Below are 24,444 nucleotides of genomic sequence, written 5' to 3'. Positions count from 1 at the left end.
GCGCAAACACTAATCGTTTTTCCAAGCAATATTTCTTTTGCTAATATTCCCAACTTAAGCCAGCTAACCGGAGCTGGCTTAGGCTGGAATGGATAGTAAAGGATATGGAGATATCAGTGCGAAGAACGATTTTAATTGCCGGCCTGATTTTATGTTCCTCTGCGTTTGCACAGCAAAATACAGATGAGCAAGAGAGTGGCGTAGCGGAAACGGCAAAATCAGTGATGTCTAACATCGTCAGATTTGGTAAAAACCTGATGGATGGTGCCAGTGAAGGTGTGGTTGATGGACGTAAAACAGGGCAGAGTACTGATGGTGCTGTACTTATCAATACGCTGGAAGATCTCAATAAGTATCTGGAAACCGACGTTATCGCAGTGACCGCCCATGCGGAGAGTGGTTGCTATGTTGAAGTTGGTTTTAAAAATCAAAATGACTTCCCCGTGAGGTTAATCGACCTGGATAGCTCCGAGGCAGTGATCCTTATTGACCAGGATGGCTATGCAACCAACTTGTTTAGGGGAAAAGGAAACCCTGAAGAACTCACGATTCCCAGTAATGCTGGACGCAAACAAAAGTTCTACTTTGCTATAGAGTGGGATCAAGTGCGTGAAATCCGAATTCTCGGTAAAGTCATGCAACCATAGCCAGTAACTGGCGCTGGAGAGAAGTGGAGCTGTGGCTGGGGTTGGGGATACCCAGCCTGCTACGCAGCTAATCCACTTCTTGAAATAGCTTTTGAATAGATGAGAAGTCCAAATCACTACCTCCCCGCAAATTGAGAATTCCATAGAGATTGCGCGCCATTGAGCCGAGAGGCGTATAGCTCTTACTCTGAGTGGCGGCTTCCTGGGCTAACCCCAGGTCCTTACACATAAGTCTTACCATAAAACCACCGCTATAGTTTTTACTCGCTGGAACTTCGGGCATTACTCCGGGATAGGGATTGTAATTTTGTAGGGACCAGTTGGCTCCTGAACTTTTTAACATAATGTCGGAGAGCACATTGGGGTCGAGTCCATTATCTACCCCCATTTGTAGGGCTTCAGCGGTACCAATCATATGAATAGCCAGCAGCATATTGTTACAAATCTTTGCTGTTTGGCCAGATCCCGCTGCTCCGGCATAGAAAATATTGCTACCCATTGGCTCTAGAACTATCCGGGCCCTATCGACATCACCGGCCTCTCCCCCACACATAAAACTCAAAGTTCCTTTGCTAGCACCCGACACTCCCCCGGATACCGGGGCTTCAATGGCTTGCAGGCCTTTGATTCTGGCTTCACGAATAAGGCGCTTAGAACTGTTGGAAGAAATAGTGGAGCAGTCGATAATCAAACAGTCGCGAGAAATACTGTCGAGCAGTTTGTCGGTATCAATATACAGGCACTCAACCGCCGCGCTATTAGGCAGCATGCTTACCACAAAACCTGCTTCCTCGACGGACTCTTGGGGAGAGGAACACTTTTTGATACCGCTTTCTACAGCGGCATCCAGTATTTCAGTGACCGGGTCAAACCCTTTAACTTCAAAGCCTGCTTTGACCAGGTTGGTGGCCATAGGCAGTCCCATATGGCCCAATCCTAAAAATGCGACTGTTTTAGTCATGCTGCTCTCCGGTTAACATTATTTGAGCTGTATGGTTAAATTGGTGTGCTCTGCATGCTCTATATCGCTGTCAAACCAGCGTGCTGTAACAGTTTTGGTTTCGGTGTAAAACCGTACAGCTTGTTTTCCATAAGCGTGTTGATCACCATAAAAAGACGCTCGCCAGCCGGTAAAGCTAAAGAAAGGTAACGGCACTGGGATAGGCACGTTAATACCGACTTGCCCCACTAATATTTCGTGTTGGAACTTACGTGCGGCAGCGCCACTAGCCGTAAATATTGAGGTGCCATTGCCATAGGGGCAGTTATTGATTAATTGGATTGCTTCTTCCAGGGAGTCGGCATTTACCAGGCAAAGTACGGGACCAAAAATCTCGTCGGTATAGATCGACATGTCCGAGGTAACATCGGCAAATAGGGTGGGACCAACCCAGTTCCCATTGGGAAACCCTTCGACAGTAATTTCAGAGCCATCTAACACACAGCGGGCGCCTTCCTTTTTGCCCTGGGCGATATACCCAAGCACCCTCTCACGAGCAGCGGGTGATATTAGTGGGCCGAAGCCCGCTTGCGTATCCTTCCAATGACCGGGCTTGATAGCTGACATAGCGTCTTTAATGTCGTCTACCCACTGTTGTGTCTCCCCAACAAGTACAGCGACGGAAATCGCCATGCAGCGTTGCCCGGCAGCTCCGATGGATGATCCAACAATATTATTTATAGCCGCAGCCTTATTGGCATCGGGCATCACGACCATATGGTTTTTTGCACCGGCAAAAGCTTGAACTCGTTTTAGGTGCTGGGTACCCGTCTGATAAATATGCCGCCCTACGGGGACTGAACCAACGAATGAAATGGCCTGAATGCCGGGATGCGTTAGAAGAAAATCCACCTGTTCCCTGCCGCCATGTACTACCTGTAAAACACCTGCAGGAGCCCCAGCTTCAGCAAATAATTCGGCCAGTTTGCAAGGCGTGACAGGGTCCTGTTCAGAAGGTTTCAGAATAAAAGTATTCCCACAGGCAATCGCCATTGGAAACATCCATAGTGGAATCATTGCGGGGAAATTAAATGGTGTGATCCCCGCACAAACTCCAATAGGTTGTAGATAGGAGTAACAGTCGATGGTGTTGGCAACATTCTCTACGGTTTCACCCATCATTAGTGAAGCGATATTGGCTGCATGCTCAACAACCTCAATACCGCGCCAGACGTCCCCTTTGGCATCCTCAAAAGTTTTACCTGTTTCCTCGCTGAGGATTTCAGCCAGCAGCTCCTGATTTTCTTTCAGAAGCGCCTGATACCTCAACATAATCCGTGCTCTTGCAGTAACCGGCGTATTTCGCCATTGGTCAAATGCTTCTTTGGCGGAAATTACTGCATTCTCCAGTTCAGTCTGGGTAGACAATGGCGCCTGTGTAAGAACATCGCCGGTAGCGGGGTTGGTTACATCCAGCCACTCAGTACTTTTGGACTGAATCCACTCACCACCAATCATTATTGGTAACTTGGAAGGAATATTCTTATTCATGTTAATTAAAGCGCCGAGAGGAGGGGATTTTATCCAACAGTTTAGGTGTTTTTTCGCGATTAAAGAGGAATATCACGCTGCTTTTATGACTATTCACTTTTGCTGAGCAGAAGGTTGATTGACCAAAAAATTAAAATAAATGTATTTGATTATCTTTGTAGAATAGATCGCAAATAATTAACACCCATAAGAAATGAAAAAATAATCTTGCACTGTACGGCTAGTATCTTGTGGCTGGCAATTCGGCTTTGGATTAATGCCTAGCTTAAATGTTGTTGTCGTAATGTAACTAGTGAAGAGTAAAAGAGGATTATTCAATGTGTTTTATGATAAAAAGAATACTGATTGTAATCGGATTAATGATATCTCCCATATTTGTTGGTGCTACCACTCTAAGTGACTTAAGTGCACATGAGCCTAGCTCTGACGAAACCTGGGCCGAGCAATGGTTCTATAACATTGCAATTCCCGATGTAGGATATTTCAAAGTTAGTTTACAAACCTATATTGCACCTGACTTTGCAGTTGTCAAGCCTAAAGCCTATATCCATTTAGCTTTTTCTTCAGAGACCGGAGCTACCACGAAGTATGATCTCTTTTTTGATGAAGTGATCTTGAAGCACCCCGAAGGTATTGATGAGTTCTATTATGAAGTACCGGGAGTAGTTGTGGCCGATGAGCAGGGTGTACAGGTCTTACATCCAGATTTCCTGTTTAATATGGAGTGGGCTGGTGAACACCACCATTACTGGCATGGGTTAAACCCCGGTCAAACCCCTTTTGGATTTATTCCTGAGATACCTGGGGTAGGAGGAAAGTGGTTCCTTTATACGGTCGGTACCCCAGTCAATTACAGTTATTTTGATGGTTCTATGTCTCTAGCCGGTGCTGGCTATGCGCAATTGGATAAGGGCTGGTATGACAAAGAATCCAGTGCCGGTATGATCTATTCAATGGGGCTAACAGATGACCTCTACTATATGATTACCGGAGCTAAACTGGGTGACTCAGAGATTGAAATGTGGGCGGGGCGATATGTTTCTGAAGAGTATGACCTGATTTTTTTACCGGCTTTTAATGGCTTCTCTGTTAAGCGGGAAGCAGATGCCTGTTCTGGTTATCTACAAGTTGAACTTAACAAAATTTCATACAAGTTAGTTGTCGAAGCAAAGGCAGACATTGCCAGCTTTTATCCACTGGAGTTTCCCTCTGTAATTATTTTTGGTGGTGAGCAGAGTTATATGAAATCCATGCAGGCAGATGTCAACTTCTATCTGTATCAATTTGGACAGTTGAAGGAGCAAATTCAAATGCCTCAGGCCTTGCTCGAATTTAGTGGGCCATTGGCGTGTGATGCTTTTTTTGATTAAGAAGAGTGGTATAAAAGAAGAAATTATTGGGTTTGCAGGAGTTAAATTAACTCCTGCAAATACTTTATTGTATCTGATGGAGAGCGTATTGTATCCATGCAAAGAAAATAGGTTTTCGAAATTTGTGTGAGCAATTGCAAAGCTTTGAGGCATTTTAGTTGTACATAGTTATTTATGAAAAAGCTTAAATTCAATGTTTTTGGTAGAGAGGTTTTGATCGAAAGGCAGTCGAATAGCTGGGCCACATTCTATCAGGGCAATGAAGGTAAGCGTCGCAGTGCCGGGATATCAATACCTTCAGAAATTAGTGAGAAAGATTTAGCCCAATACTTGGCAGATATCTGCCATGAATGGGCAAGTGAGCGGTACCCTGGTGTGGAGCGTATAAATACAAAATAAGTATATGGAAATTTGGCGGACGGTGGTGATCCAACTTTTCTTGAGGTCGTATTATAAAAGACCAATAACTGTAAGAAATTTTGAGGTCGCCAAGGCTGTATTAGGAAAACGATGTAAAGTTAAGTAGAAAATAGGTGAAGCAAGTACCAAGGGCACCTGCTTCATATAGATAAATAAATATAAATATGGACTTAAATTCTTAAATTACTCACTTACTCCAAATTTATTCGGGAAACTTCCTCTTTGTGACTAAAGCCATTAGTCTCAAGATTAGTTTTCAACTCTAGTGTATAGGTGAGCAGGGTATAGTCTTTGGCATCGGCTTTACAGGTAAAGCCCATGGATTTTGCGAAACTGTCCACTCGTCTATTTTGTGCTGACTCAATCGAATAGATTCGTTCAAGCCCCTGATCCTGAGCGCAGTTGATGAGTCGCTTTAACATTAAGCGTCCCAAACCTAACCCCTGCCAGTCATCGCTCACCACAACGGCACACTCACAAGCGCGCCCGTCAACGTCAAGTGCGTAGTGTGCTATAGCAACGGCTCTCTGTGCTCTGTCACTACTGCAGAGTGCAATAAAAGCTTCATGTACATGGTGGTCGTTATCGGTGAGTAACTCCAATAGCTTTTGGCTGGCTTTACAGCTTCCGCCAATAAAGCGATCGCGGCGAGTTTCTGGAGACAACTGTTCAATTAGTTCTTTCTCAAGCTGGCCATCACTGCGACAGATGGGGCGTATTGAGACTTTGCGTCCATTGCCGAGGGTGATCAGCTCAACTTGGTGTTCAGTATTCACACTGTTGTTGGGTGACATAACGGTTCCTATCCTGGCTGCTTTGAGCAGCTTTGTTTTACAAGTTCGCAACGGGATGGGGTACCTCAAAGATAGACGCTCGCGTTGCGAACGTGAAACTATGTTACGGTCCTGAAGATGACCTCCCCAACAACTGCTCTGTATAAACCTATAAAGGAAAGGAGTTTGGCTGGGTGAAACTATACAGTCAGCCTTTGTGTGGTATAGTACCGCCGCTGATTTTTCTCAGCTGCGTCATTTGTAGGCCGGTGATCCGCCGGTAGCCCCTCCGGAACTTTTCAAAAATTCTTCCAGGAAATTTCTACTGAATGCCGCGCGCCGGTTACGAGGACTGGCGATTAGACGGCTGTACACGCTGGGAGCAATACAGGCTCCCGATGTCGACTCCGATTTCTCTCTTCATTCCCTAAGGGGGAGTGAGTGTGTTTGATTGCGCCTGCGGCGCAGTTCGAGGTTTATTTATGTTGTTTGAAGATCTGGGCCTTGCCCAGGAGATTGCCCGTGCCGTTGCAGAGCAGGGATACACTGCGCCTACGCCAATCCAGGCACAAGCTATTCCTGCGGTAATGAAGGGCAGCGATATTATGGCTGCAGCCCAAACTGGTACCGGTAAGACGGCGGGCTTCACATTGCCGCTGCTGCATCGTCTTAGCCAGGGGGAGCGCGCTAGAAAAGGGCAAGTACGCGCATTGGTACTCACTCCAACCCGTGAATTGGCGGCTCAGGTTTTCGATAATGTGCAGGGGTACAGCCAGTACCTGCCTATGCGCCATGCGGTGGTGTTTGGTGGTGTGAAGATCAACCCCCAGATTTCTCGCCTGCGAGGCGGAGCGGATATTTTGGTAGCTACCCCTGGGCGCTTGCTGGATCTGCACAATCAGGGGGCAATTCGCTTCGATCGCTTAGAAGCCCTGGTACTTGATGAAGCAGACCGCATGCTGGATATGGGTTTCATCCACGATATCAAACGAGTATTGAGGATTTTACCGGCCAAGCGCCAGAACCTTCTATTCTCCGCAACTTTTTCACCAGATATTCGTCAGCTGGCGAAAGGCTTGGTAAAAGATCCGCTGGAAATTGATGTCAGTCCACGCAACTCCACTACTAAAACGGTGCGACAGAAACTCCATCCTGTGGATAAGGCTCGAAAAACGAAACTGCTTAGTCATTTGATTAGGGAGAATAACTGGCACCAAGCCTTGGTCTTTAGCCGAACTAAACATGGTGCCAACAGGCTGGTGAAGCAGCTCGAAGGTGACGGCATCCTGGCAGCAGCCATTCATGGTAATAAAAGTCAAAATGCACGAACTCGTGCCCTGGCGGACTTTAAGGCTGGCAAGGTTCAGATTCTTGTGGCGACTGATATCGCGGCCCGAGGCATCGACATTGACCAGCTGCCCCAGGTAGTAAATTTTGATTTGCCCAATGTGCCTGAGGACTATGTCCACCGTATTGGCCGCACAGGGCGTGCGGGCGCTCAGGGACAAGCGGTATCCCTTGTTAGCGCTGATGAGATTAAGCAGCTTCGCGATATTGAGCGCTTGATCGGCAAGCCAATTCCGCGCGAGGAAATCGAAGAGTTTGAGCCAGACCACCAGGTGCCCGCATCCGGAAATCCAAAGCGGGGTGGGTTGCAAAAGCCCGGCTCCAGCAAGCGCCCAGCGGGTAACTCACAGAAGAGTGAAGGGCGGCGTGAAGCGCGCGGCAATAGCGAGGAGCGTCGGGGCAACCGCGGTAATGGACGCGGTAAGCCTGAGGGGCGTGGAAATTCTGGCGGCCGCAGTGGTAACGCCTCTGCGGGTAAAGGGGCCCCAGCTAAGCGCGCGGGCAGTAACGGTAAAGGGCGTGGTGCTGAGGCTGGTCGCAGTGATGGACAGAAACCGCAACGAGCTCCGAGACGGCGTCCTAGTAGAGGACGTTCGGAAAGCGCTTAGCGTGTTTAATTAAAAGAAATAAAAAAGCGGCTTAGGCCGTTTTTTTATTTCTTAGAAAAAAATCTAGGAGGTCCCTTTTAACTTTATCTATTTACCGCCTAATTTACTTAAAGAAATATATTTTTTCGTTTTGAAGGTTAATTTTCAAATTTATTTTTCGGTACTAGTGTCTGCTTTTGTGTCTTTTTCTTGATATTTTATTTCATAATTGATCACACTTCATTTTCATATTTTGTGCTAAGTTGCTTCCGCTTTTGAAGCGATTTTATACAAGGAGATGTTGTGAAGCTTAAGTTACTCTCGAAATTCTTTGTTCTACCCTCTATTACCTTACTATGTGCAAGTGCTGTGAGCGGGGAAGTTCAATTTCAGCCAGCAGAGATTTATTCGACAGGGTCAAGAGCGGAGGCTGTCGCCGTTGCGGACTTGAATAATGATGGTCGTGATGATGTGGTAGTGAGTACTTCTAGCAATTCTGATCCTGAAAACGATTTTAAGTTGAAGATATTTTTACAGGATGAATATGGACAGTTGCTGGAGTCTATAGATTACTCGCTGGATGGGAGTAATGTTAACCCTCCCAAGTCTATCGCTGTTGGAGACTTGAATGATGACGGACTTCAGGATGTGGTGGTAGGGTTTAATGGCTCCCGAATTGATACGTTCCTGCAGGATCTTGACGGTGTTTTTGTTCTTACAGACTCGTTTGAATCATCTAATTCTACTCGAGTAGCAATTGCTGACTTCGATAATGATGGTAAAAACGATATCTTCGGGATTGGCTGGGAAAGTTATGGATTGGAAGTCTTTCGACAAGCTGGAGAGCCATTTGGCTATGTGAGAATACTTAATCATTTGTTGATGGATAGCCCAGGGCAGTTTAGCGTAGGGGATGGGAATGGTGATGGCACAACTGATATCGCAGTGATCACCACTTCTTATCCTGATAATCGCCTGACTCTACTTCCCAATGATGGTCAATTAGGATGGAATAGGTTTAACAGTTATGACTTAACTGATGATCCACAAGTTGGTAAAGATACCCAGATTGCAGGTATTTCAATCGTAGACCTAAATAGCGATGGCCGTAATGATATTGCTGTATCAGTGGGTGAAAGTTCGGAAAAATCAAGTCTAGTGATTTATTCTCAGGGAGAAGATAACCTACTGCAGGAGCCACAAATTGTGGCTACTGGAAATTTGTCGGGAGAAGTGCGGGCGACAGATTTTGATAATAATGGTTCTGTTGATTTGTTGTTATTGCCAAGGAGGGGGGGCTCTGTAAAGGTCTACCTTTTACAGAATGGTGAATCTTCGGAACAAATGATAGAAGTGGATATTCCAGAAGGAAGCTATCAAAACCCTCAAAGTGTTGCTATTGGTGATATTAATGGAGATGGAGCTTCAGATATTGTAATAGCAAACCCTTCTCAGGGATTAATAGTATTAAAAGCCAATGCTGAAAATATTAATCGCGAACCTACGGCTATCGCTGGTGAGGCGCAAAGTGTTGGAGGAAATACAGCGGTATTGCTAGATGGAACTCAATCCTTTGACTCAGATGGTAGCATTGTTACATATCGCTGGGCACAGATCTCGGGAACCCCGGTTGCTTTAACTAGTACGGTTGATGGCTTAGCTAGCTTTGTTACTCCGGAAGAAATTACTGGTTTAGTACAAAAATTAGTGTTTCATCTTGAAGTTGAAGATGATATCGGGTCTATAAATTCTGATACGATAACGATTAGTGTTGGTGAAAATTCTGAGCCACTTGCTGTACCAAGTACCCACTCTATGGCGCGACCGGGCGATTTAATTCGTCTGGATGGCAGCCGATCTTTTGATTTAGACGGCACTATTGTTAGCTATCGTTGGAAACAAACTTCTGGTCTTCCTGTAGAAATAGAAGACTTGGGCGATGGTATCGCTACTTTTTATGCCCCAATTTTTGCAAATTCCGTAGCATTCATCGAATCTTTAGGCTTCGAGTTGGAAGTTGAAGACAATGGTGGAGTAATAGGAACATCACATACTTATGTTTTAGTTGAAGGATTAATTTATCCGACTGCTGATGCAGGCACTGCTCAAACAGTAACTTCTGGGGAAGAGGTACTTCTAGATGGCAGGAAATCTAGTGATACTGATGGTGATATCGTTAGTTATAACTGGCGTTCACTTTCTAATGTTCCAGTAATCAACTATCCAAATGGTACTGCTAGTTTTATTGCACCTACGGTTTCTCCAGGATTCAAAGTTGGTTTGTTGTTTGAAGTTGAGGTGGAAGATAATGATGGCTTGAAATCTACAGCTTTGGTTAGTGTCCTTGTGGAAAAAAATAGACCTCCTATGATACCTCAAGAGCTAATAAAGGGGGTTCAGGCTAACTCCACTGTAAGCCTTGATGCTTCAGGAGCCTTTGATATGGATGGTGAAGTAGTAAGTTATCATTGGGAACAGGTATCTGGTCCCTCTGTCTCTATTTTTAATCCAGATAGCGTTATGGCAACATTTACAGCACCTTCTGAAAATACCAGTTTGGTTTTTTCTATAACTCTAACCGATGACGATGGAGAAAGTAGTACTTTTAACGCATCAATTAGAGTTTATGATTTGACTCCTACAAATTAATTGAAAGAGCCCCAAAAGGGGCTCTTTTTATAATTACTGTTTTCTATAGTTCGCCATATAATCCAAAGTTAACAGGGTCAGCGCTTCAGTACCCTTGCGCAAAGCGTCCTCATCCACATAGAAAAGCGGTGAGTGATTGCTTGGAGCTTGGCTGGCATCCTGATCTCTAGGGGTTACCCCCAGGAAGTAGAAAAAGCCAGGGACCTCATTGGCGTAGTAGGAGAAATCTTCTGCCCCTGTGATTTTGGGTACTTCTACAACATTCTTGTCACCGACAGCAGATCTCAGAACAGGCAGGGCCATTTCTGTCAGCTCTGCATTATTTATCGTTACCGGATAGCCCTCTAGAATCTCCACATCTGCGCTTGCACCGGAGCTTTCAGCAATTAACTCCGCAGTGGTTTTTAAGCGTTTGAAAATTTCTGCACGGTTATCCATATCAAAATTACGGATGGTGCCATTCAGATAGACACTATCGGGAATGATATTGTTGCGGACACCACCGTCAATACGTCCGAAGGAAACGACTGCGGGCTCTTTGGTGATGTCGATCTGGCGGCTGACTATGGCTTGGGTACCCATTACGACTTGTGCCGCGGCGACAATAGGGTCCACTCCACCCCAGGGGCGTGAGCCATGGGTTTGGCGGCCATTGATGGTAATACGGAATTCATCGGCAGCGGCCATAAGCGGGCCCGAGCGATAGCCGATGACGCCGGTGGGTAGTGATGAAGTGACATGCTGGCCAAAAGCCACGTCCGGCTTGTACTTCTTGAAGATCCCTTCTTTGAGCATCAACTCCGCGCCACCTTCTTCATTGTCCGGTGCGCCTTCTTCTGCGGGCTGGAATATAAACAAGACGTTTCCAGCCAGCTCATCGCGAAGGCCTGCCAGGACCTCGGCAGCGCCCATCAGCATGGCCACATGGGTATCGTGGCCACAGGCATGCATAACGCCAACATCTTTACCTTGGTAAGTGGTTCTCGCTTTGGAAGCGAAGGGCACATCGGTTCTCTCGGTGACTGGCAGAGCGTCCATGTCTGCGCGCAAGGCCACAGTTGGTCCCGGTTTGCCGCCTCTCAAAAAGCCCACAAGGCCGGTATGGGCAATATCGGTTTCAACTTCAAGATCCAGTGCACGTAAGTGTTTTTCAATATATTTGGCTGTTTCAAATTCGCGATTGCCCAGTTCTGGGTTCTGGTGCAGGTGGCGGCGCCACTCAATCACTTTGGACTCAGTATTTTCCAGCAAATGCTGAGGCTTAGGGTCGCTTGCAGAAGCATGGGTAGCTAGCAGCGATGCACCGATTGCGATGGGCAGGAGCAGTTTTTTCACAGCACAATTCCTTCATTCTCATTATCGTCGGCCGATTCTACCCCAGATTCTGCACAGCAGACTCACTCAGGCTGGATTGCATTTATATATTTTGAATTTCCGCTGTTGACATAATGAACCGAACGGTTCAAGATGTTTTGCATAGATTGTGGAAAGAGCTATAACCACAGAATAATGAGGGCTGCAGGAGGCTCTCTAGGTTTTCACGAAGCTGGGTGACACAGAAGGTGATACTGATCGGTCATAGGTTGGGAAAGCTGTTTTAGTAGGCACAATGGAATGTCGAGAAGTATCTATGAAGTCCAAGGCTATTGGTATTGCTGACCAATCACTTTGGGCCTTAATGCGTGATTAAAGTAATGGTTGGAAACAATTAGAGATGTTTAATTTGTCGAGCCCTCTAATTATCTCTTAGAGGATAATTAACGAGTTAATTTATAGTGATAATAATAGGCAGGTTACTAATATATCTGTATGTCTCAGATATATATAAATAATTATTATATTTATTGTTAGATTTACGACACTGTAAATTAGGTATTCTCTTAACTAGGCGGCTCTCTCGTGGTCGCCCCTGTGTTGGAGAAAGGTAAGCTTTGCCTGATAGTTGGCTACCATTAATTACAAAAAAGTGGCTCTTATAGCGCCAAAAGCGATAACTTTTTATTGATGTCTCGGCCATATTTACGGTTTGGCTGATGGCATTAGTGTGCCTTTTTATCAAATTTTGTAGCTGATCTTATATTGGCTACTACGGGATTCTGTGGCCGTAAGTAAATACCCATTTGCTTAGGTTGTTGATTAATTATTTTTCTATCAAGTTGTTTGAAGGAGCTGATTTAATGTCATCCCCCCAATTACCTTCGAATTGGGTCAGCCGTTATGCGGATTGGCTTATTCGATATCGATGGCTGGTAGCCATTGGCGCACTACTGTTAGCCTTCTTTGCGGTAAGTGGAGCAAGATTCCTGGGTTTCAACAATGATTACCGGGCATTCTTTAGTGAAGCTAATCCTCAACTACAAGCTTATGAGCAAATCCAGCGCACTTACACCAAGAATGACAATATTCTGTTTGCGGTAGTGCCTAAAGATGGCAATGCCTTTTCCAATGATGCCCTGGCAGCCGTAGAGGAGATGACCGAGAAATCCTGGTTGTTACCCTATGCGCTGCGGGTGGATTCAATTACCAACTTCCAGCACACCATTGCCGAAGAAGATGACCTACTAGTACAGGACTTGGTGGAAAATGCCAGCAGTTTAGATGCGGAAACCCTGGCCTCTATCAAGGCTGTAGCGCTGGCAGATCCCACCTTGAAGGAGCGCCTGGTAAATAGTGATGGTTCCGTTACAGGGATAAATATCACCTTCCAGCTTCCACAAAAATCCATGCATGAAACCCCTGAAGCGGCTGAAGCTGCAAAGGCATTGATGGAAGAGATTGAAGCAAAATACGATGTAGAGGTCTATGCGACCGGTATTATTTTACTGAGTAATGCATTTTTTGAAGCCTCTCAGTCAGATATGAGCACCTTAGTTCCGCTCATGTACCTGGTGATTATTGCAGTTGTATTTTTGTTGGTGCGGAGCTTCAGTGCGACTTTTGCAGCGCTGTTGGTTATCGTCTTCTCCATGGCTGCAGGCATGGGCTTGGCCGGTTTTATAGGTGTTAAATTGACACCGCCCTCCGCTTCTGCGCCCACCATTATCATGACTCTCGCAGTGGCGGATTCGATACATATATTGGTGAGTCTGTTTGCTGCAATGCGCCGTGGACTCAGCAAGCACGATGCAATTAAAGAGAGCTTGCAGCTCAACATGGGGCCTGTGTTCTTAACTTCGATCACTACCGCCATTGGCTTTTTGTCGATGAACTTTTCCGATGCGCCTCCCTTCCACGATCTGGGAAATATTACCGCGATGGGTGTGATGGTGGCCTTCTTCTTATCGGTTACCTTACTGCCTGCATTGATGGCGATACTGCCAGCCAGGAGCCGCGCCAGTGAGTCCAAAATTGGACGCTCCATGGATACTCTGGGAGATTTTGTGATTCGCCGTCAGCGCCCGATATTACTCGTGGGAGTCATTGTCTCGTTGGGATTACTGGCAATGATTCCAAACAATGAGATTAATGATGACTTTGTTGGTTACTTTGATGAATCTGTGGAGTTCCGAACCGATTCAGATTATATCAATGAGAACCTCTCTGGTATTTACCAGCTGATTTACTCGATCGAATCCGGTGACAACAATGGTGTCAGCAATCCGGAATTTCTTGCCAATCTGGAGCGTTTCACTGAGTGGATGCAGGCCCAGCCCGGGGTGCGCCATGTCAATACCATTGGCGATACTTTCAAGCGCTTGAACAAAAATCTGCATGCTGACGATCCGTCCTACTACAGGTTGCCCGAAGACCAGGAATTGGCAGCCCAGTATTTATTACTGTACGAGCTGTCTCTCCCCTATGGCTTGGATTTAAATAATCAGCTGAATGTGGCTAAGTCGTCAACGCAGATTATTGTAACTCTCGATAATCTCAAGTCGAAAGAACTCAAAGCGGTAGCTGATGCCGGCAGTAATTGGCTGGAGAAAAACATTGGTGTAACTGCCTATGGTGTAGGTCCGGCGATCATGTTTGCCAATATTGCTGAGCGCAATATGGAGGGTATGTTGGTGGGCACTCTGGTTGCGCTGGTGTTAATTTCTGCACTGATTGGTATTGCCCTGCGCAGTGTCAAACTCGGTTTTTTAAGCTTAATTCCCAACTTGTTGCCGGCCGGCCTGGCCTTTGGCCTCTGGGGTGCACTGGTAGCTGAAGTCAATGTGGCTGTCACTATGGTGACCGGTATGGCACTGGGTATTGTGGTAGATGATACAGTGCACTTCCTCAGTAAATACCTGCGCCAGCGCCGTGCAGGCTACAACGTGGAGGACGGACTGCGTTACGCCTTCTCTTCAGTGGGGGTAGCGATAGTTGTTACCTCAGTCATTCTGATTGCCGGATTTATGGTGTTGGCCCAGTCCTCCTTCGGTATGAATTCCTCCATGGCACTTCTGACCGCAATTTGCATTTTGATGGCCTTGCTGGCGGATTTCCTACTTCTTCCGATTCTCTTGATGAAGCTCGATGCCAAGGCATACGACCCCGCTATTACCTCTATTGAAAATAAGGAGCAAAACTATGCAACCCAGCCGCTCTAAAAAACAGTTTTTGACGCGGGCCCTAGCAGGTGCCCTGGCTCTGGCAGCTTTCTCTGTTTCTGCCAGTGAACTGGACCTGGCCGCAGAAAAAGGTCTGGAAATTGCTAAGGAGGCGGACCGTCGCGACTTGGGATTCGGCGATCTCAGCAACAGCCTTACAATGACCCTGCGCAATAAATATGGTGAGGAGAGTGTGCGGGCTATGCGCACTAAAACTCTGGAGCAGGAAAATGACGGAGATAAATCCCTGGTGATTTTTGACAACCCTCGGGATGTAAAGGGCACAGCATTTTTGTCCTTTACTCATAAAGTGGGCTCCGATGACCAGTGGCTCTATTTGCCTGCTTTAAAGCGAGTAAAGCGTATTTCCTCCAGTAACAAGTCTGGACCATTTATGGGTAGTGAATTCTCCTATGAAGATATCGCCTCACAGGAGGTGGAGAAATACACCTACAAATATTTGCGCAACGAGTCTTTCGATGGCCGCGATCACTTTGTTCTGGAGCTGGACCCGGTTGATCCTAAATCCGGTTATTCCATTCAACACCTTTGGGTTGATACAGAGGAGTACCGCGCATGGAGAACGGATTACTATGATCGAAAAGGGGACCTGATGAAGACCCTCACGATTTCCGACTACAACCAGTACGGCGATCAATACTGGCGAGCCAATAAAATGGAAATGGTTAATCACCAGACTGGTAAATCCACGGAGTTGTTGTATGGCGACTGGGTATTTAGCAATGGTTTTACCGATCGCGACTTCACCAAAAATAGTCTCTCCAGGGCGAAATAGGGATTGCGTCCATGGTTAACCGAAAAATACTCACTTTGTTGCCACTATTGGCGGCGTTGAGTCATATGGCTGGAGCAAATGAGTTGAGCGGTTATGCGGGCCTGGAGGCCCGCGCATTCACCGCAGCCCCTTTGGATTCAGCACAAAGTGATGCTGGTCTTTCTGCGTCTTTAAATCTCGAGTACTACCGGGATTTTGACGATGGAAACCAGCGTGTTGTGGCCAGTGTCTTTGGGCGCTGGGACAGTGAGGATAACGATCGCAGTCACGCGGATCTCGGCGAGCTTTACTGGTGGAAAGCTTACGATAGTTTCGAGCTTTACGCCGGGGTGCGCAAAGTATTTTGGGGAGTTACTGAAACCGTGCATTTGGTGGATGTGATTAACCAGGATGATGCGCTGGAAAATATCGATGGTGAAGACAAGCTTGGCCAACCCATGATTAACCTCCTGATGGAGCGCGATTGGGGAACACTGGAGGTGTACGGTTTACTGGGCTTTCGCGAGCGTCAGTTTGCTGGCCGGGAAGGGCGATTGCGTGCTCCGCTGCCGGTGGATGAGGATGCTGCGGTCTATCAATCTGGCCGGGAAGAGAAGCACATAGATTGGGCCTTGCGTTACAGCCATGTACTTGGGGATTGGGACCTGGGCCTCAGCCATTTTTCCGGCACTAATCGGGATCCATTATTATTGCTTACGGAAGATGGCTTGCTTGCGCCTTACTATGCACAGATCGATCAGACGGGTGTGGACATCCAAACTACCCGTGGAGATTGGTTGTGGAAGTTTGAAGCTATTTCATTTAAACCTCGCGGTGAAGATCGACAGACAGCAGCTGTCGGCGGTTTCGAATATACATTTTATGGTATTGGTGAAACGGTCTCAGATCTTGGGGTATTAATGGAGTATCAATTTGATGATCGTACCGGACCTTGGTCTACGGCCAGTCAAAATGACATTGCGATAGGTGCGCGATACGCCCTAAATAATACCCAGGATACGGAGCTTTTATTTGCCGTAAGTACCGATTTGGATAACGGTAGTCGTTTTTCCAATCTGGAACTGACCCACCGACTAAATGACCGCTGGTTAATGGAAGCAGAGGCGCGTTTTTTCGGTAATGCCGATGAAGAAGACCCTACCTACAATTTGCGCAACGACGACTATTTTCAGTTGGAATTACGTCGCTATTTTTAAAAGTTAATTCTCACAGGAATACCCCCATTCCCACCCCAAAGAGGCAAGAAGTTTTGGGGTGGGCTTTTTTTAGGGAAGTGTATACTGGTCCAGAATTGTGGATAGCTGTTGGTAACTGTTTTTGCCTGCTGTGGTACTGCCCGTGCCTTTATTCAGGGCCACTACGCCTCGGCTTACCGCCATAACCATCGCGGCGAGGGCGGCACAATCGACACCGGCCTGCAATTGGCCATCGTCAATAGCCTTCTGCATACGGGTTTCGATCCGGTTCAGCATATCATTGGTACCCTTGGCTACCAGGTCAGCGAGAAATCCTTCACTGGCACCCACCTCCATAGCTGCCATAGTAGCGATACAGCCTTCTGGAGTTTCAGAGCTCTCCATACCTGACTGAAGCATTTCCAGGAAGCCGCCCATGGCTGTGCGGAAGTCCGGGTGATTCAAGGTATCCATAGCATCGCAGGCGTATTGGGTGTGGAAATGTTCCAGACAGCGGCCATACAACCCTTCCTTGCTTTGGAAGGTGTTGTAGATACTGGATTTATTCAGCCCCATGGCCGATTCAAGATCCGACAAGGAAGTTGCTTTGTAGCCTTTTTCCCAGAAAACGCGCATGGCCTTGTCTAGTACTTGTGACTCATCGAACTGCTTGCGCCCACTCATTTATCGTTACCAAACCTCAAAAAAATGATAGTGACACATCAATCTGGGGTGGGCAAGACAGGGCAGGTTTTTGATTGATATTTCACATGTGGATGGTTAGTCAGAGAGCTTGGCAGTCTTTGAGCCGGGAGAGCGTGACCAAGGCTTCTGAATTAGAGGGCAAGATAGTCGATGGTGGCAGATCAATTTGGAGCAAAGGTATGTTAAGCATTTAGGGTAGGGGTGAGTTACCGTATGGAGTGATACTATCCAGTTTCCTCTCTTTGATATTTCACCTATGATTTCTCCGTTCAATAATTAGGGGAGAGAGGAAGCCTTATGGGAATTTTTGAAAAAGCTAAGGAGCTTGGTGAAAAAGTTAACGAGTCAGTAACTGCATTCAGCAGCGATGAAGTCCTAGCAAATACTGTGATTAAGGCCGTTGAAAAGCAGGAAAAGGTCAATGCTATTTTGCAAGCCAAGGGCTGTAATTACCGGGTTGCCGATATTGACCTGGGAATGGGAATACCGCCGACGGTAACTTTTGGCGTAAGGCGAGTGGATGAATTTGGCGGTGAGACCTGTGATGAAGCTGTCAGTGAAAATTCACAGGTGCCAGTGGAGGCTGACAGAGAATAATAGTTATTCTTGAATCATAAATTGAAATATATAATTAGAGTTGAAGCTGTGGATATTTTTCGAAGTAGGGATTTTACAGGTGAAAATCCCTGGGCATCTAAATTAATCGCCAATATGAATGGAATTACCATCAGGTTGCATTGGAGTGATAAGCCTTATGTTTGGCATGTCAACGATGGAAAAGAGGTTTTTGCTGTACTCGATGGCTGCGTGGAGATGTTTTTTAAAACTGGGGGGAGGACAGAGTCCACCCTGTTGGAATCTGGTGATATATTTTATGCCTCTGAAGGAACCGAGCATGTTGCACACCCTATCGGAGAGGCCCGCATTTTAGTAGTCGAGTCTGAGGGTAGTATTTAAGGGGATGTTTATGTCCTGCTGGGCCTTAAAGAAGACATTACACTCGAAATATACTGTGAAAGCATCCCTGTCGGCTCACAATTGGGATCTGCATTCAAGCGATCTCTAGCGTAAGGTGTCTGCTTTTTCAGGATGACTGTATAGGTCGATTTCTTGTCATTTAAATACCAATATTACTGAATGTAAAGCGGTAGAATCAGTAATATTGGAAAGTGACTGTAGACTGTATAGGGCTAGGTATAAATAGACGATAAATTGAAAAATATCAATTGGGCTAATTTTAATATCCAGCTTATCCGATATGAGGTTCATACTGCTCGTCTGCAGATTTTATTAGATGGTACTAATTACAATACTTCAGGTAGTTTTAAGAGGTGAAATGGGTCGGAGTTATGAACAGATATTGAGAAAATAAGGCTCTTAGATCTATTTGGTGCAGTTCCTGCCCATGGAAGATGTAGTGAAAGTTATTTTCGTTCGAATTTCCAATTAAAAACTACAAAGAAACGTCATACTCACGCTACTTGCTGTACCGATGGTACTTTCAGGAAAGGTGATATTTCTGAACGTGAAACGGTACAGTTTAGCTAATGAGAAAATGCAATCGTCGATAGCCTCGTCGTAATTTTTATTTCGGTAAGTTCAATGTAGAATTTTTCAGGCAGACGTTCCCAAGCAACCATGAATATATGGTTGTTAAAGATGTCGTTTTTATCTGTAAATCAGAAAACACGACTGAGAAATCAGGCAGGTATTACAATGATGGTTTCGGAGCCTCACACCGTGGCCTTGAAATCTCTATGATTAGCGTCACTGACCTGAAGTCGAATACTGTTAATGCCATGGATGCCCAGCAGGTACTGTACGAAGAAGGTTTATCTCAAATTGAGCTATATACTCACCATACTTTCTAATATATACCAAAATTCCTTTATCTAAATATTAATTATCTTGCTGCAGATACTTTCTACACCAGGGCGAAATATATTTTGGTCATTATTTCAGTCAGGTTAAATCTCGTTGTTAAGTAGCGATCTGACGCTGACTTGCGGTAGCTGTATGAAAGTGCTTACAGCAGCACAGGTTGACCAAGAAGATACGATGGAACGGTTGACTTTGTTGCCAATTTGAGTCGTTTTAAACATGTTGGCGCTCCGAATAATATAATTGAGGTTTACGCAAAGACTCCTATGTCAGCTTATTGAAAAGAGCTACTCGGGTTGTGATGCTAAAGTTTATTAATGGCGACAAAGATGATCGCTCACTGCTGTATTCGACAGGCGCAGAACTGGATGACCTATTGCAAGTCAAGATTTCAAATAGAATTTTCATTTAGAGATGCCAGACAGTATCCAGGTCTAATCTACTGCCAGTCATCACGAAAATAGGCTATCAATCTACAGGTAAATGCAGCATTGACATTCCTAAATTTAAATAAAATAGAAGAAATAGACGAAGCAACGGTTATTAAATTGCCTGTTGGAAGCGCCATAAGTTTAACTGGCATCTCATGGACATAATTTTCAACGACTTAGATCTGGGGCTAAGATGTGAAAAAATTGCCAGTATTTACGAACTGCATAGTGATTACGGGGCTATAGGCGGATAGCGCGATCCGAAGTATCACGATTTAAGACTAAGAAGATAGTCCTGCTGTGGTTCCGAGGGGCTGCTATAACAGTTTTGTTTCATCGATAACCTTAACAACTAAGACTTGAGTATGGCTGATGATGGAGATGGCAATGTGGTAAATTACCTGTCAACAAATATCAGCGCGGCTCTGGTTGTTGTCGACATGCAAAACGATTTTTGTTGCGCGGGGGGCTATTACGACCGTAGGCGACAGGGTTCCAGCAATATTGAGCTTGAAACTCCGTCACCAAGTAGAGATTGGAGTCCGCGGATCATCCGCAAAGGTGATGATCTGAAAAAGGTAGTTAATAATATTATTTTATCTATGAGGGTTGCCAAAGAGAGAGGGATCCCTGTTCTTCTGTTGAAGACAGTTATTAAGCCAGATCATAAATATCGTAATTCTTTTCTTCGTGGCGAGGAAAATAGAGGTAGGTGTCACTACCCGTGTAAGTTAGGTACTTGGGGTGCGGAAATAATAGAGCCTATTTGGCAGATGGCAGAAGAGGGTGTAGTTGTAGTTGATAAGCATGTTTATAACGGCTTTGTTGGTACCTCCCTGGAAGAGGAATTGCTAAGTTTAGAGGTTGATACGGTTTTTATTGTTGGCGTGGAAACACACATATGTGTCCTGGCTACTGCGCAAAGTGCTTCATTTCGCTTCAAGACGTATGTTTTGGAAGATGCTGTTTGGAGTGCCAATTGTGAGCTTGCTAAGCATGCACTTTCAATATTTAAAGATGGTTATGGTTATATCGCTGACCACAAGATTTTGTATTTTGTGGGGGTATCACATGGCTCGCCATAAACAATATTTTAGAGTTGGTTTATCTTGAATATAGTTTTCTGTCTAAACTATTTCGAATAGCTTGCCATATCCTAAAAATTTTGCGCAGTTTTAGGCGGTAAAGCAGGTCGGTCCTTGGGTAGGCCCTGAGGAAAATAAGGTTCGATCCTTCCGGGTACCTCGCTAAGATAGTAAAACTGTCAAGCGAGGTTAAGTATGAAAACAAAAAGTACACGAAAGAAATTCAAGCTGGAATTCAAGAAAGGTGTCTGAGCTCTAGTCTCTGAGCAAGGATATTCATTTTTTAGGACTGCAGAGGCTGTAGGAACCAATACCAGCAACCTGCGACGTGAGGTAAAGCAGTTGTGTATGGAGATAATTTCTTTCATGGGGAGGTTGTCTTCCTGTCGATATTACTAATGAGCCCACTCCCCGATCTCTGAAGACCTTTTGCTCTGCTGGCGCGTCAGTATCCTATGCATTGGCACTACTTCAGTGACCCCCCGGTGGGGATTAACCTTAAACAAGGCGGCCTCGGTGTGTAGCCATTTTTTTTATCGTGTTAGTTTTTTGTTTGTCCTTATCAGTGCAATTTAAGACGGGGATTCATTGCACGGTTGGCCTTGCTAAGTAAATAGAGCAGTATGGCCTTGGGCCAGCCGTGGATCGCCGCCAAGTGCATTTGGTAAAGGGAGTGGTAGGCCAAACTGGCAATACGGCCCTCAAGAGTAAGGTTTCTTCTTACAAAAGGACCCCTTAAGTTTCCTACAGCAGTGTTTGTACTAAGAGAAACAAGCGAACCACGATCCCGGTAATAGAAGTGCCCCAGGGATTTATTTTCTATCAGGGCGATCAGGTTGCTGGAACAGAGCTTGGCCATCTGTTGCGCAGCTAGTGCACGTGATGGTACACGCTGCTTGTTACCGTCGATACAGCTGGCACAATCCCCTATAGCAAAGACATTGGGGTCATTTTTGCTTTGCAGGGTGGTTTTCACCTCTATCTGGTTGAGTTGGTTGGTGAAGAGACCATCCAGCTGAGTGAGGAACTCCGGTGCCTTAACCCTGGTGACCCAGGCTCGAATTGCTGCTGGTATTTCTCTGCCGTCATCGGTAGTGAGGCTGTTGGCACTGACACTGGTAATATGGGAGTTAGTAAGTACACGAACCCCCATTTTACATAGTTCGCACTCGGCGCTTTTGCCCAATTTTACCGGTAATCTCGGTAGTAGATGAGGCTCGGCTTCGATTAAGGTAATGTCAATGGCACCGGTATGGATACGCCCATATTGACCAATCTGTCTAATAGCCACCACCAGCTCGGCAGAAAGCTCGACCCCAGTACAGCCACCGCCGATAATGGCAATTTGTAATGTTCTATCGGGGTGTGTTTCTAGGCATAAAAAGTAATCGAGCAGTTGCTTGTGAAATTTGTGTGCCTGCTCAATGCTGTCGAGAGGAATGCAGTGCTCGCGCACTCCTTGTGTATTGGAGTCATCGCTTATACTGCCAACGCAGATCACTAGATAGTCGTACTCTAGCTCGCGCGGAGGTATTAGTTCGCAGCCTTTGTCATTCAGCACCGCCCCTAGGGTCAAAATCTGGCGCTTCCTGTCGAGGGATTGTAGTGAGCCGAGCTGGAATTCATAGCCATTAGAGCTGGCGTGAATTTGGTAGTTAAGAGCATCCATGCTGGTATCTAATATGCCAGTGGCCACCTGATAGATTAGGGGCTTCCAGATATGGGTGCGATTCTTATCGACTAAAGTGATCTGAGCAGATGGGGCCTTACGCTTAAGCCCAAACATCCGAGTAGAATTGAAATGGCGTCCAAGTCGAGTTGCTAAATGAAGGCCGCTGGCTCCGCCACCGATGATCACAATCTTTTTCATGAAGGTTGGTCATCCTGTTTATTACTTAAAAAGTTGACTCACTAATCTTTTTATAACTCTTGTTGTATATAGGTGCTTGTCGGCGTCAATTTTGACGTCATAAAACTCAGAATTAACGGCGATAAAGTAATTTAGGCTAGTACGGGATTATCACACTTGGCTGTGTTCCGCTTCGTTATCGCGGGTAAGTAACTGCCGTCATTAGCCATTTCTACGCAGGTTTACCTTTGGGTGTGGCTTCTCATTGCTACTGATCACATCAATGATAGAGGCTTGGCTGCAACTCTCTACGGTAGTGCGCACACACAGGGCTCCACTTTGTCTGCCGCCTCTGCAGCGAACAGGCCACCACAGTCCTATGGATCTATGAACAGGGCCCAATGTCGCAGGGATTGCCATTCTTGCAGGTTTTATACAAAAGCCGCGATACAGGTGCGCGCCCGGCAACGGATTAGTAGCCCACATTTACAACGCTATGGCGTGGGCGTGGGAAATCTATCTCTATTGAGTAGACGCCAACCTTTTGGATAGGGTAGGAAAAAAATGGTGAAAATACAGAGTGAAGAACATGTATATTGAATACACAAGAGATTTCAAAGTTAGAGTGGTAGTTCTCATTAATCAACTGAAAGTAGAGAAGGCAAATTGGTCGAGAGGCCCAGCCGTAGAATAAGTATGACAAAGACAGCGAAATCTCAATCTCAATCTCAAAATGGTGATAATGAGATAAAATGTTTAAGAAAATAGGTTAAGAAATTATATAAGGAGGAAGCTTCCCTAAAAAGTGGGAAGTATTTCTGAAAGATTCGCGTGGGCAGCCCTTAATCCGTAGGGCATTGGTGTCAGGTACCTATGTAGATATTTGAGCGATTCACCCCAGGAGTTTTATAAGTGGCTTCACCGTGATGAGAGTGATCGAGACATAGAAAATTGGCGAACTCTAGAAAGCACTTTCTCTCATGAGAATGCTATAGAAGGAGCGCGCGTAGCTTCCTACTGTGAGTATGAGTCAGTTAAATATACAACTTGGCTTCAGGTAATATAAAGGAATTATTGATTTTCTGAGCTAAGAATAACTAAGCCTCTGTACGCATTCTCGTTTCTATCGTTCCTTCCTTATTAATTAACACATAGGTAAACCACCGCCTCTGGCGGTGAGACTTGACAGGGCTCTGCCGTTCCGGCGTGCAGAGTAAAAATATGGCCTCCATGAACCGGCAAGTTCTATAAGGAGGCCATATACGAGATTGGCAGTGCCAAGCTCACGTGAAACATTATTGCAGGTACCACGTGGTGTTTGTGCCCAAGTATCGAAAGAAAGCGTTATTTGGGACATTAAGGCGGGAGATTGGAGCAATATTTCGAGACTTATGTCGTCAAAAGGGCATTGAGTTGGTCGAGGGGTACGCAATGAAGGATCACATCCATATGTTGTTAATGATTCCTCCGAAGTTCAGTGTTTCCAATACGATTGGGTTTCTGAAAGGGAAATCTGCGATCCAGATATTTCGGAAGTACAAGCATGTACAGAGAAATTTCACAGGAAGACACTTTTGGGCTCGGGGCTACTGCGTGAGTACAGAGGGGCTTGATGAGCGGGTGATTCGAGAGTACATCAAAAATCAAGAGGTTGAAGAGCGCCGCCAAGAGCAGATGCGACTGGCAGGGTTGTAACTAGCCCC

The 24,444-nt window shown here is 45.7% G+C and carries 18 protein-coding genes; 12 read left to right on the top strand and 6 right to left on the bottom strand.

Features of this window, described 5'->3' with window-relative positions; genetic code table 11:
- Window positions 1-116: 116 nt before the first annotated feature.
- Complete coding sequence (locus ACJJI8_RS03775) at window positions 117-647, top strand: hypothetical protein (protein ID WP_444934323.1); 531 nt, start codon at window positions 117-119, stop codon at window positions 645-647.
- Between the two features lie 67 nt (window positions 648-714).
- Here ACJJI8_RS03775 and mmsB read toward each other — a convergent pair whose 3' ends face one another.
- Both mmsB and ACJJI8_RS03765 read right to left on the bottom strand, forming a co-directional pair.
- Window positions 715-1,608, bottom strand: coding sequence for a 3-hydroxyisobutyrate dehydrogenase (gene mmsB / locus ACJJI8_RS03770; protein WP_444934322.1), 894 nt, complete (start codon window positions 1,606-1,608; stop codon window positions 715-717).
- 18 nt (window positions 1,609-1,626) lie between these two features.
- Window positions 1,627-3,138, bottom strand: coding sequence for a CoA-acylating methylmalonate-semialdehyde dehydrogenase (locus tag ACJJI8_RS03765; protein ID WP_444915376.1), 1,512 nt, complete (start codon window positions 3,136-3,138; stop codon window positions 1,627-1,629).
- 326 nt (window positions 3,139-3,464) lie between these two features.
- On the opposite strand from ACJJI8_RS03765, the gene ACJJI8_RS03760 reads away from it, so the two are divergent.
- The gene (locus tag ACJJI8_RS03760; protein ID WP_444934321.1) at window positions 3,465-4,508 is read left to right on the top strand and encodes a hypothetical protein; all 1,044 of its coding nucleotides are present in this window, start codon (window positions 3,465-3,467) and stop codon (window positions 4,506-4,508) included.
- Window positions 4,509-4,682: 174 nt separating this feature from the next.
- The gene (locus ACJJI8_RS03755) at window positions 4,683-4,907 is read left to right on the top strand and encodes a DUF7661 family protein (RefSeq protein ID WP_444934320.1); all 225 of its coding nucleotides are present in this window, start codon (window positions 4,683-4,685) and stop codon (window positions 4,905-4,907) included.
- Between the two features lie 212 nt (window positions 4,908-5,119).
- Here the strand turns inward: ACJJI8_RS03755 and ACJJI8_RS03750 are convergent, their stop codons facing one another.
- Window positions 5,120-5,722 (bottom strand): GNAT family N-acetyltransferase, encoded by a 603-nt coding sequence (locus ACJJI8_RS03750; RefSeq protein WP_282931039.1) that lies wholly within the window; start codon window positions 5,720-5,722, stop codon window positions 5,120-5,122.
- A gap of 461 nt (window positions 5,723-6,183) precedes the next feature.
- On the opposite strand from ACJJI8_RS03750, the gene ACJJI8_RS03745 reads away from it, so the two are divergent.
- Together ACJJI8_RS03745 and ACJJI8_RS03740 are read left to right on the top strand one after the other, a co-directional pair.
- Window positions 6,184-7,656 (top strand): DEAD/DEAH box helicase, encoded by a 1,473-nt coding sequence (locus tag ACJJI8_RS03745; RefSeq protein ID WP_444935139.1) that lies wholly within the window; start codon window positions 6,184-6,186, stop codon window positions 7,654-7,656.
- Window positions 7,657-7,938: 282 nt separating this feature from the next.
- Window positions 7,939-10,284: an FG-GAP repeat domain-containing protein gene (locus ACJJI8_RS03740; RefSeq protein ID WP_444934319.1), complete on the top strand. Its 2,346-nt coding sequence runs from the start codon at window positions 7,939-7,941 to the stop codon at window positions 10,282-10,284.
- A 33-nt stretch (window positions 10,285-10,317) separates the two neighbouring features.
- Here the strand turns inward: ACJJI8_RS03740 and ACJJI8_RS03735 are convergent, their stop codons facing one another.
- On the bottom strand, window positions 10,318-11,619 hold the full coding sequence (locus ACJJI8_RS03735) for an amidohydrolase (protein ID WP_444934318.1): 1,302 nt from the start codon (window positions 11,617-11,619) through the stop codon (window positions 10,318-10,320).
- 842 nt (window positions 11,620-12,461) lie between these two features.
- Between ACJJI8_RS03735 and ACJJI8_RS03730 the strand changes: the two genes are divergently transcribed.
- The 3 genes from ACJJI8_RS03730 to ACJJI8_RS03720 are packed head-to-tail and all read left to right on the top strand — an operon-like array spanning window position 12,462 to window position 16,811.
- The gene (locus ACJJI8_RS03730) at window positions 12,462-14,819 is read left to right on the top strand and encodes an efflux RND transporter permease subunit (protein ID WP_444934317.1); all 2,358 of its coding nucleotides are present in this window, start codon (window positions 12,462-12,464) and stop codon (window positions 14,817-14,819) included.
- A complete protein-coding gene (locus tag ACJJI8_RS03725; RefSeq protein WP_444934316.1) occupies window positions 14,800-15,615 on the top strand; it encodes an outer membrane lipoprotein-sorting protein in 816 nt (271 codons plus the stop codon). Before ACJJI8_RS03730 ends, ACJJI8_RS03725 begins: the two co-directional genes overlap by 20 nt.
- A gap of 11 nt (window positions 15,616-15,626) precedes the next feature.
- Window positions 15,627-16,811, top strand: a complete 1,185-nt coding sequence (locus ACJJI8_RS03720) for a hypothetical protein (protein WP_444934315.1) — start codon at window positions 15,627-15,629, stop codon at window positions 16,809-16,811.
- Window positions 16,812-16,880: 69 nt separating this feature from the next.
- Here ACJJI8_RS03720 and ACJJI8_RS03715 read toward each other — a convergent pair whose 3' ends face one another.
- On the bottom strand, window positions 16,881-17,474 hold the full coding sequence (locus ACJJI8_RS03715) for a TetR/AcrR family transcriptional regulator (protein ID WP_444903287.1): 594 nt from the start codon (window positions 17,472-17,474) through the stop codon (window positions 16,881-16,883).
- Between the two features lie 318 nt (window positions 17,475-17,792).
- On the opposite strand from ACJJI8_RS03715, the gene ACJJI8_RS03710 reads away from it, so the two are divergent.
- The 3 genes from ACJJI8_RS03710 to ACJJI8_RS03700 all read left to right on the top strand — a co-directional run bounded on the left by ACJJI8_RS03710 (window position 17,793) and on the right by ACJJI8_RS03700 (window position 20,892).
- Window positions 17,793-18,092: a hypothetical protein gene (locus ACJJI8_RS03710; protein ID WP_444934314.1), complete on the top strand. Its 300-nt coding sequence runs from the start codon at window positions 17,793-17,795 to the stop codon at window positions 18,090-18,092.
- Window positions 18,093-18,140: 48 nt separating this feature from the next.
- Window positions 18,141-18,452, top strand: a complete 312-nt coding sequence (locus ACJJI8_RS03705; RefSeq protein WP_444934313.1) for a cupin domain-containing protein — start codon at window positions 18,141-18,143, stop codon at window positions 18,450-18,452.
- 1,720 nt (window positions 18,453-20,172) lie between these two features.
- The gene (locus ACJJI8_RS03700) at window positions 20,173-20,892 is read left to right on the top strand and encodes a cysteine hydrolase family protein (RefSeq protein ID WP_444934312.1); all 720 of its coding nucleotides are present in this window, start codon (window positions 20,173-20,175) and stop codon (window positions 20,890-20,892) included.
- Window positions 20,893-21,454: 562 nt separating this feature from the next.
- On the opposite strand, the gene ACJJI8_RS03695 is transcribed toward ACJJI8_RS03700, so the two are convergent.
- Window positions 21,455-22,762, bottom strand: a complete 1,308-nt coding sequence (locus ACJJI8_RS03695; RefSeq protein ID WP_444934311.1) for an NAD(P)/FAD-dependent oxidoreductase — start codon at window positions 22,760-22,762, stop codon at window positions 21,455-21,457.
- 1,239 nt (window positions 22,763-24,001) lie between these two features.
- Between ACJJI8_RS03695 and tnpA the strand changes: the two genes are divergently transcribed.
- Window positions 24,002-24,436, top strand: a complete 435-nt coding sequence (gene tnpA, locus ACJJI8_RS03690) for an IS200/IS605 family transposase (RefSeq protein WP_444935136.1) — start codon at window positions 24,002-24,004, stop codon at window positions 24,434-24,436.
- The last annotated feature ends 8 nt before the right edge of the window (window positions 24,437-24,444 follow it).

The organism is Microbulbifer maximicatervae (SeqCode) (genome assembly GCF_052467695.1).
Note: the sequence above shows the minus strand (reverse complement) of the source record. Positions and strands in the feature narration are given on the sequence as shown.

What these genes read in the sequence shown, in the direction of transcription:
- mmsB (WP_444934322.1), bottom strand. Translation starts at nt 1,608, where the DNA reads ATGACTAAAACAGTCGCATTTTTAGGATTGGGCCATATGGGACTGCCT.
- ACJJI8_RS03765 (WP_444915376.1), bottom strand. Translation starts at nt 3,138, where the DNA reads ATGAATAAGAATATTCCTTCCAAGTTACCAATAATGATTGGTGGTGAG.
- ACJJI8_RS03760 (WP_444934321.1), top strand. Translation starts at nt 3,465, where the DNA reads ATGATAAAAAGAATACTGATTGTAATCGGATTAATGATATCTCCCATA.
- ACJJI8_RS03755 (WP_444934320.1), top strand. Translation starts at nt 4,683, where the DNA reads ATGAAAAAGCTTAAATTCAATGTTTTTGGTAGAGAGGTTTTGATCGAA.
- ACJJI8_RS03750 (WP_282931039.1), bottom strand. Translation starts at nt 5,722, where the DNA reads ATGTCACCCAACAACAGTGTGAATACTGAACACCAAGTTGAGCTGATC.
- ACJJI8_RS03745 (WP_444935139.1), top strand. Translation starts at nt 6,184, where the DNA reads ATGTTGTTTGAAGATCTGGGCCTTGCCCAGGAGATTGCCCGTGCCGTT.
- ACJJI8_RS03730 (WP_444934317.1), top strand. Translation starts at nt 12,462, where the DNA reads ATGTCATCCCCCCAATTACCTTCGAATTGGGTCAGCCGTTATGCGGAT.
- ACJJI8_RS03725 (WP_444934316.1), top strand. Translation starts at nt 14,800, where the DNA reads ATGCAACCCAGCCGCTCTAAAAAACAGTTTTTGACGCGGGCCCTAGCA.
- ACJJI8_RS03720 (WP_444934315.1), top strand. Translation starts at nt 15,627, where the DNA reads ATGGTTAACCGAAAAATACTCACTTTGTTGCCACTATTGGCGGCGTTG.
- ACJJI8_RS03715 (WP_444903287.1), bottom strand. Translation starts at nt 17,474, where the DNA reads ATGAGTGGGCGCAAGCAGTTCGATGAGTCACAAGTACTAGACAAGGCC.
- ACJJI8_RS03710 (WP_444934314.1), top strand. Translation starts at nt 17,793, where the DNA reads ATGGGAATTTTTGAAAAAGCTAAGGAGCTTGGTGAAAAAGTTAACGAG.
- ACJJI8_RS03700 (WP_444934312.1), top strand. Translation starts at nt 20,173, where the DNA reads ATGGCTGATGATGGAGATGGCAATGTGGTAAATTACCTGTCAACAAAT.
- ACJJI8_RS03695 (WP_444934311.1), bottom strand. Translation starts at nt 22,762, where the DNA reads ATGAAAAAGATTGTGATCATCGGTGGCGGAGCCAGCGGCCTTCATTTA.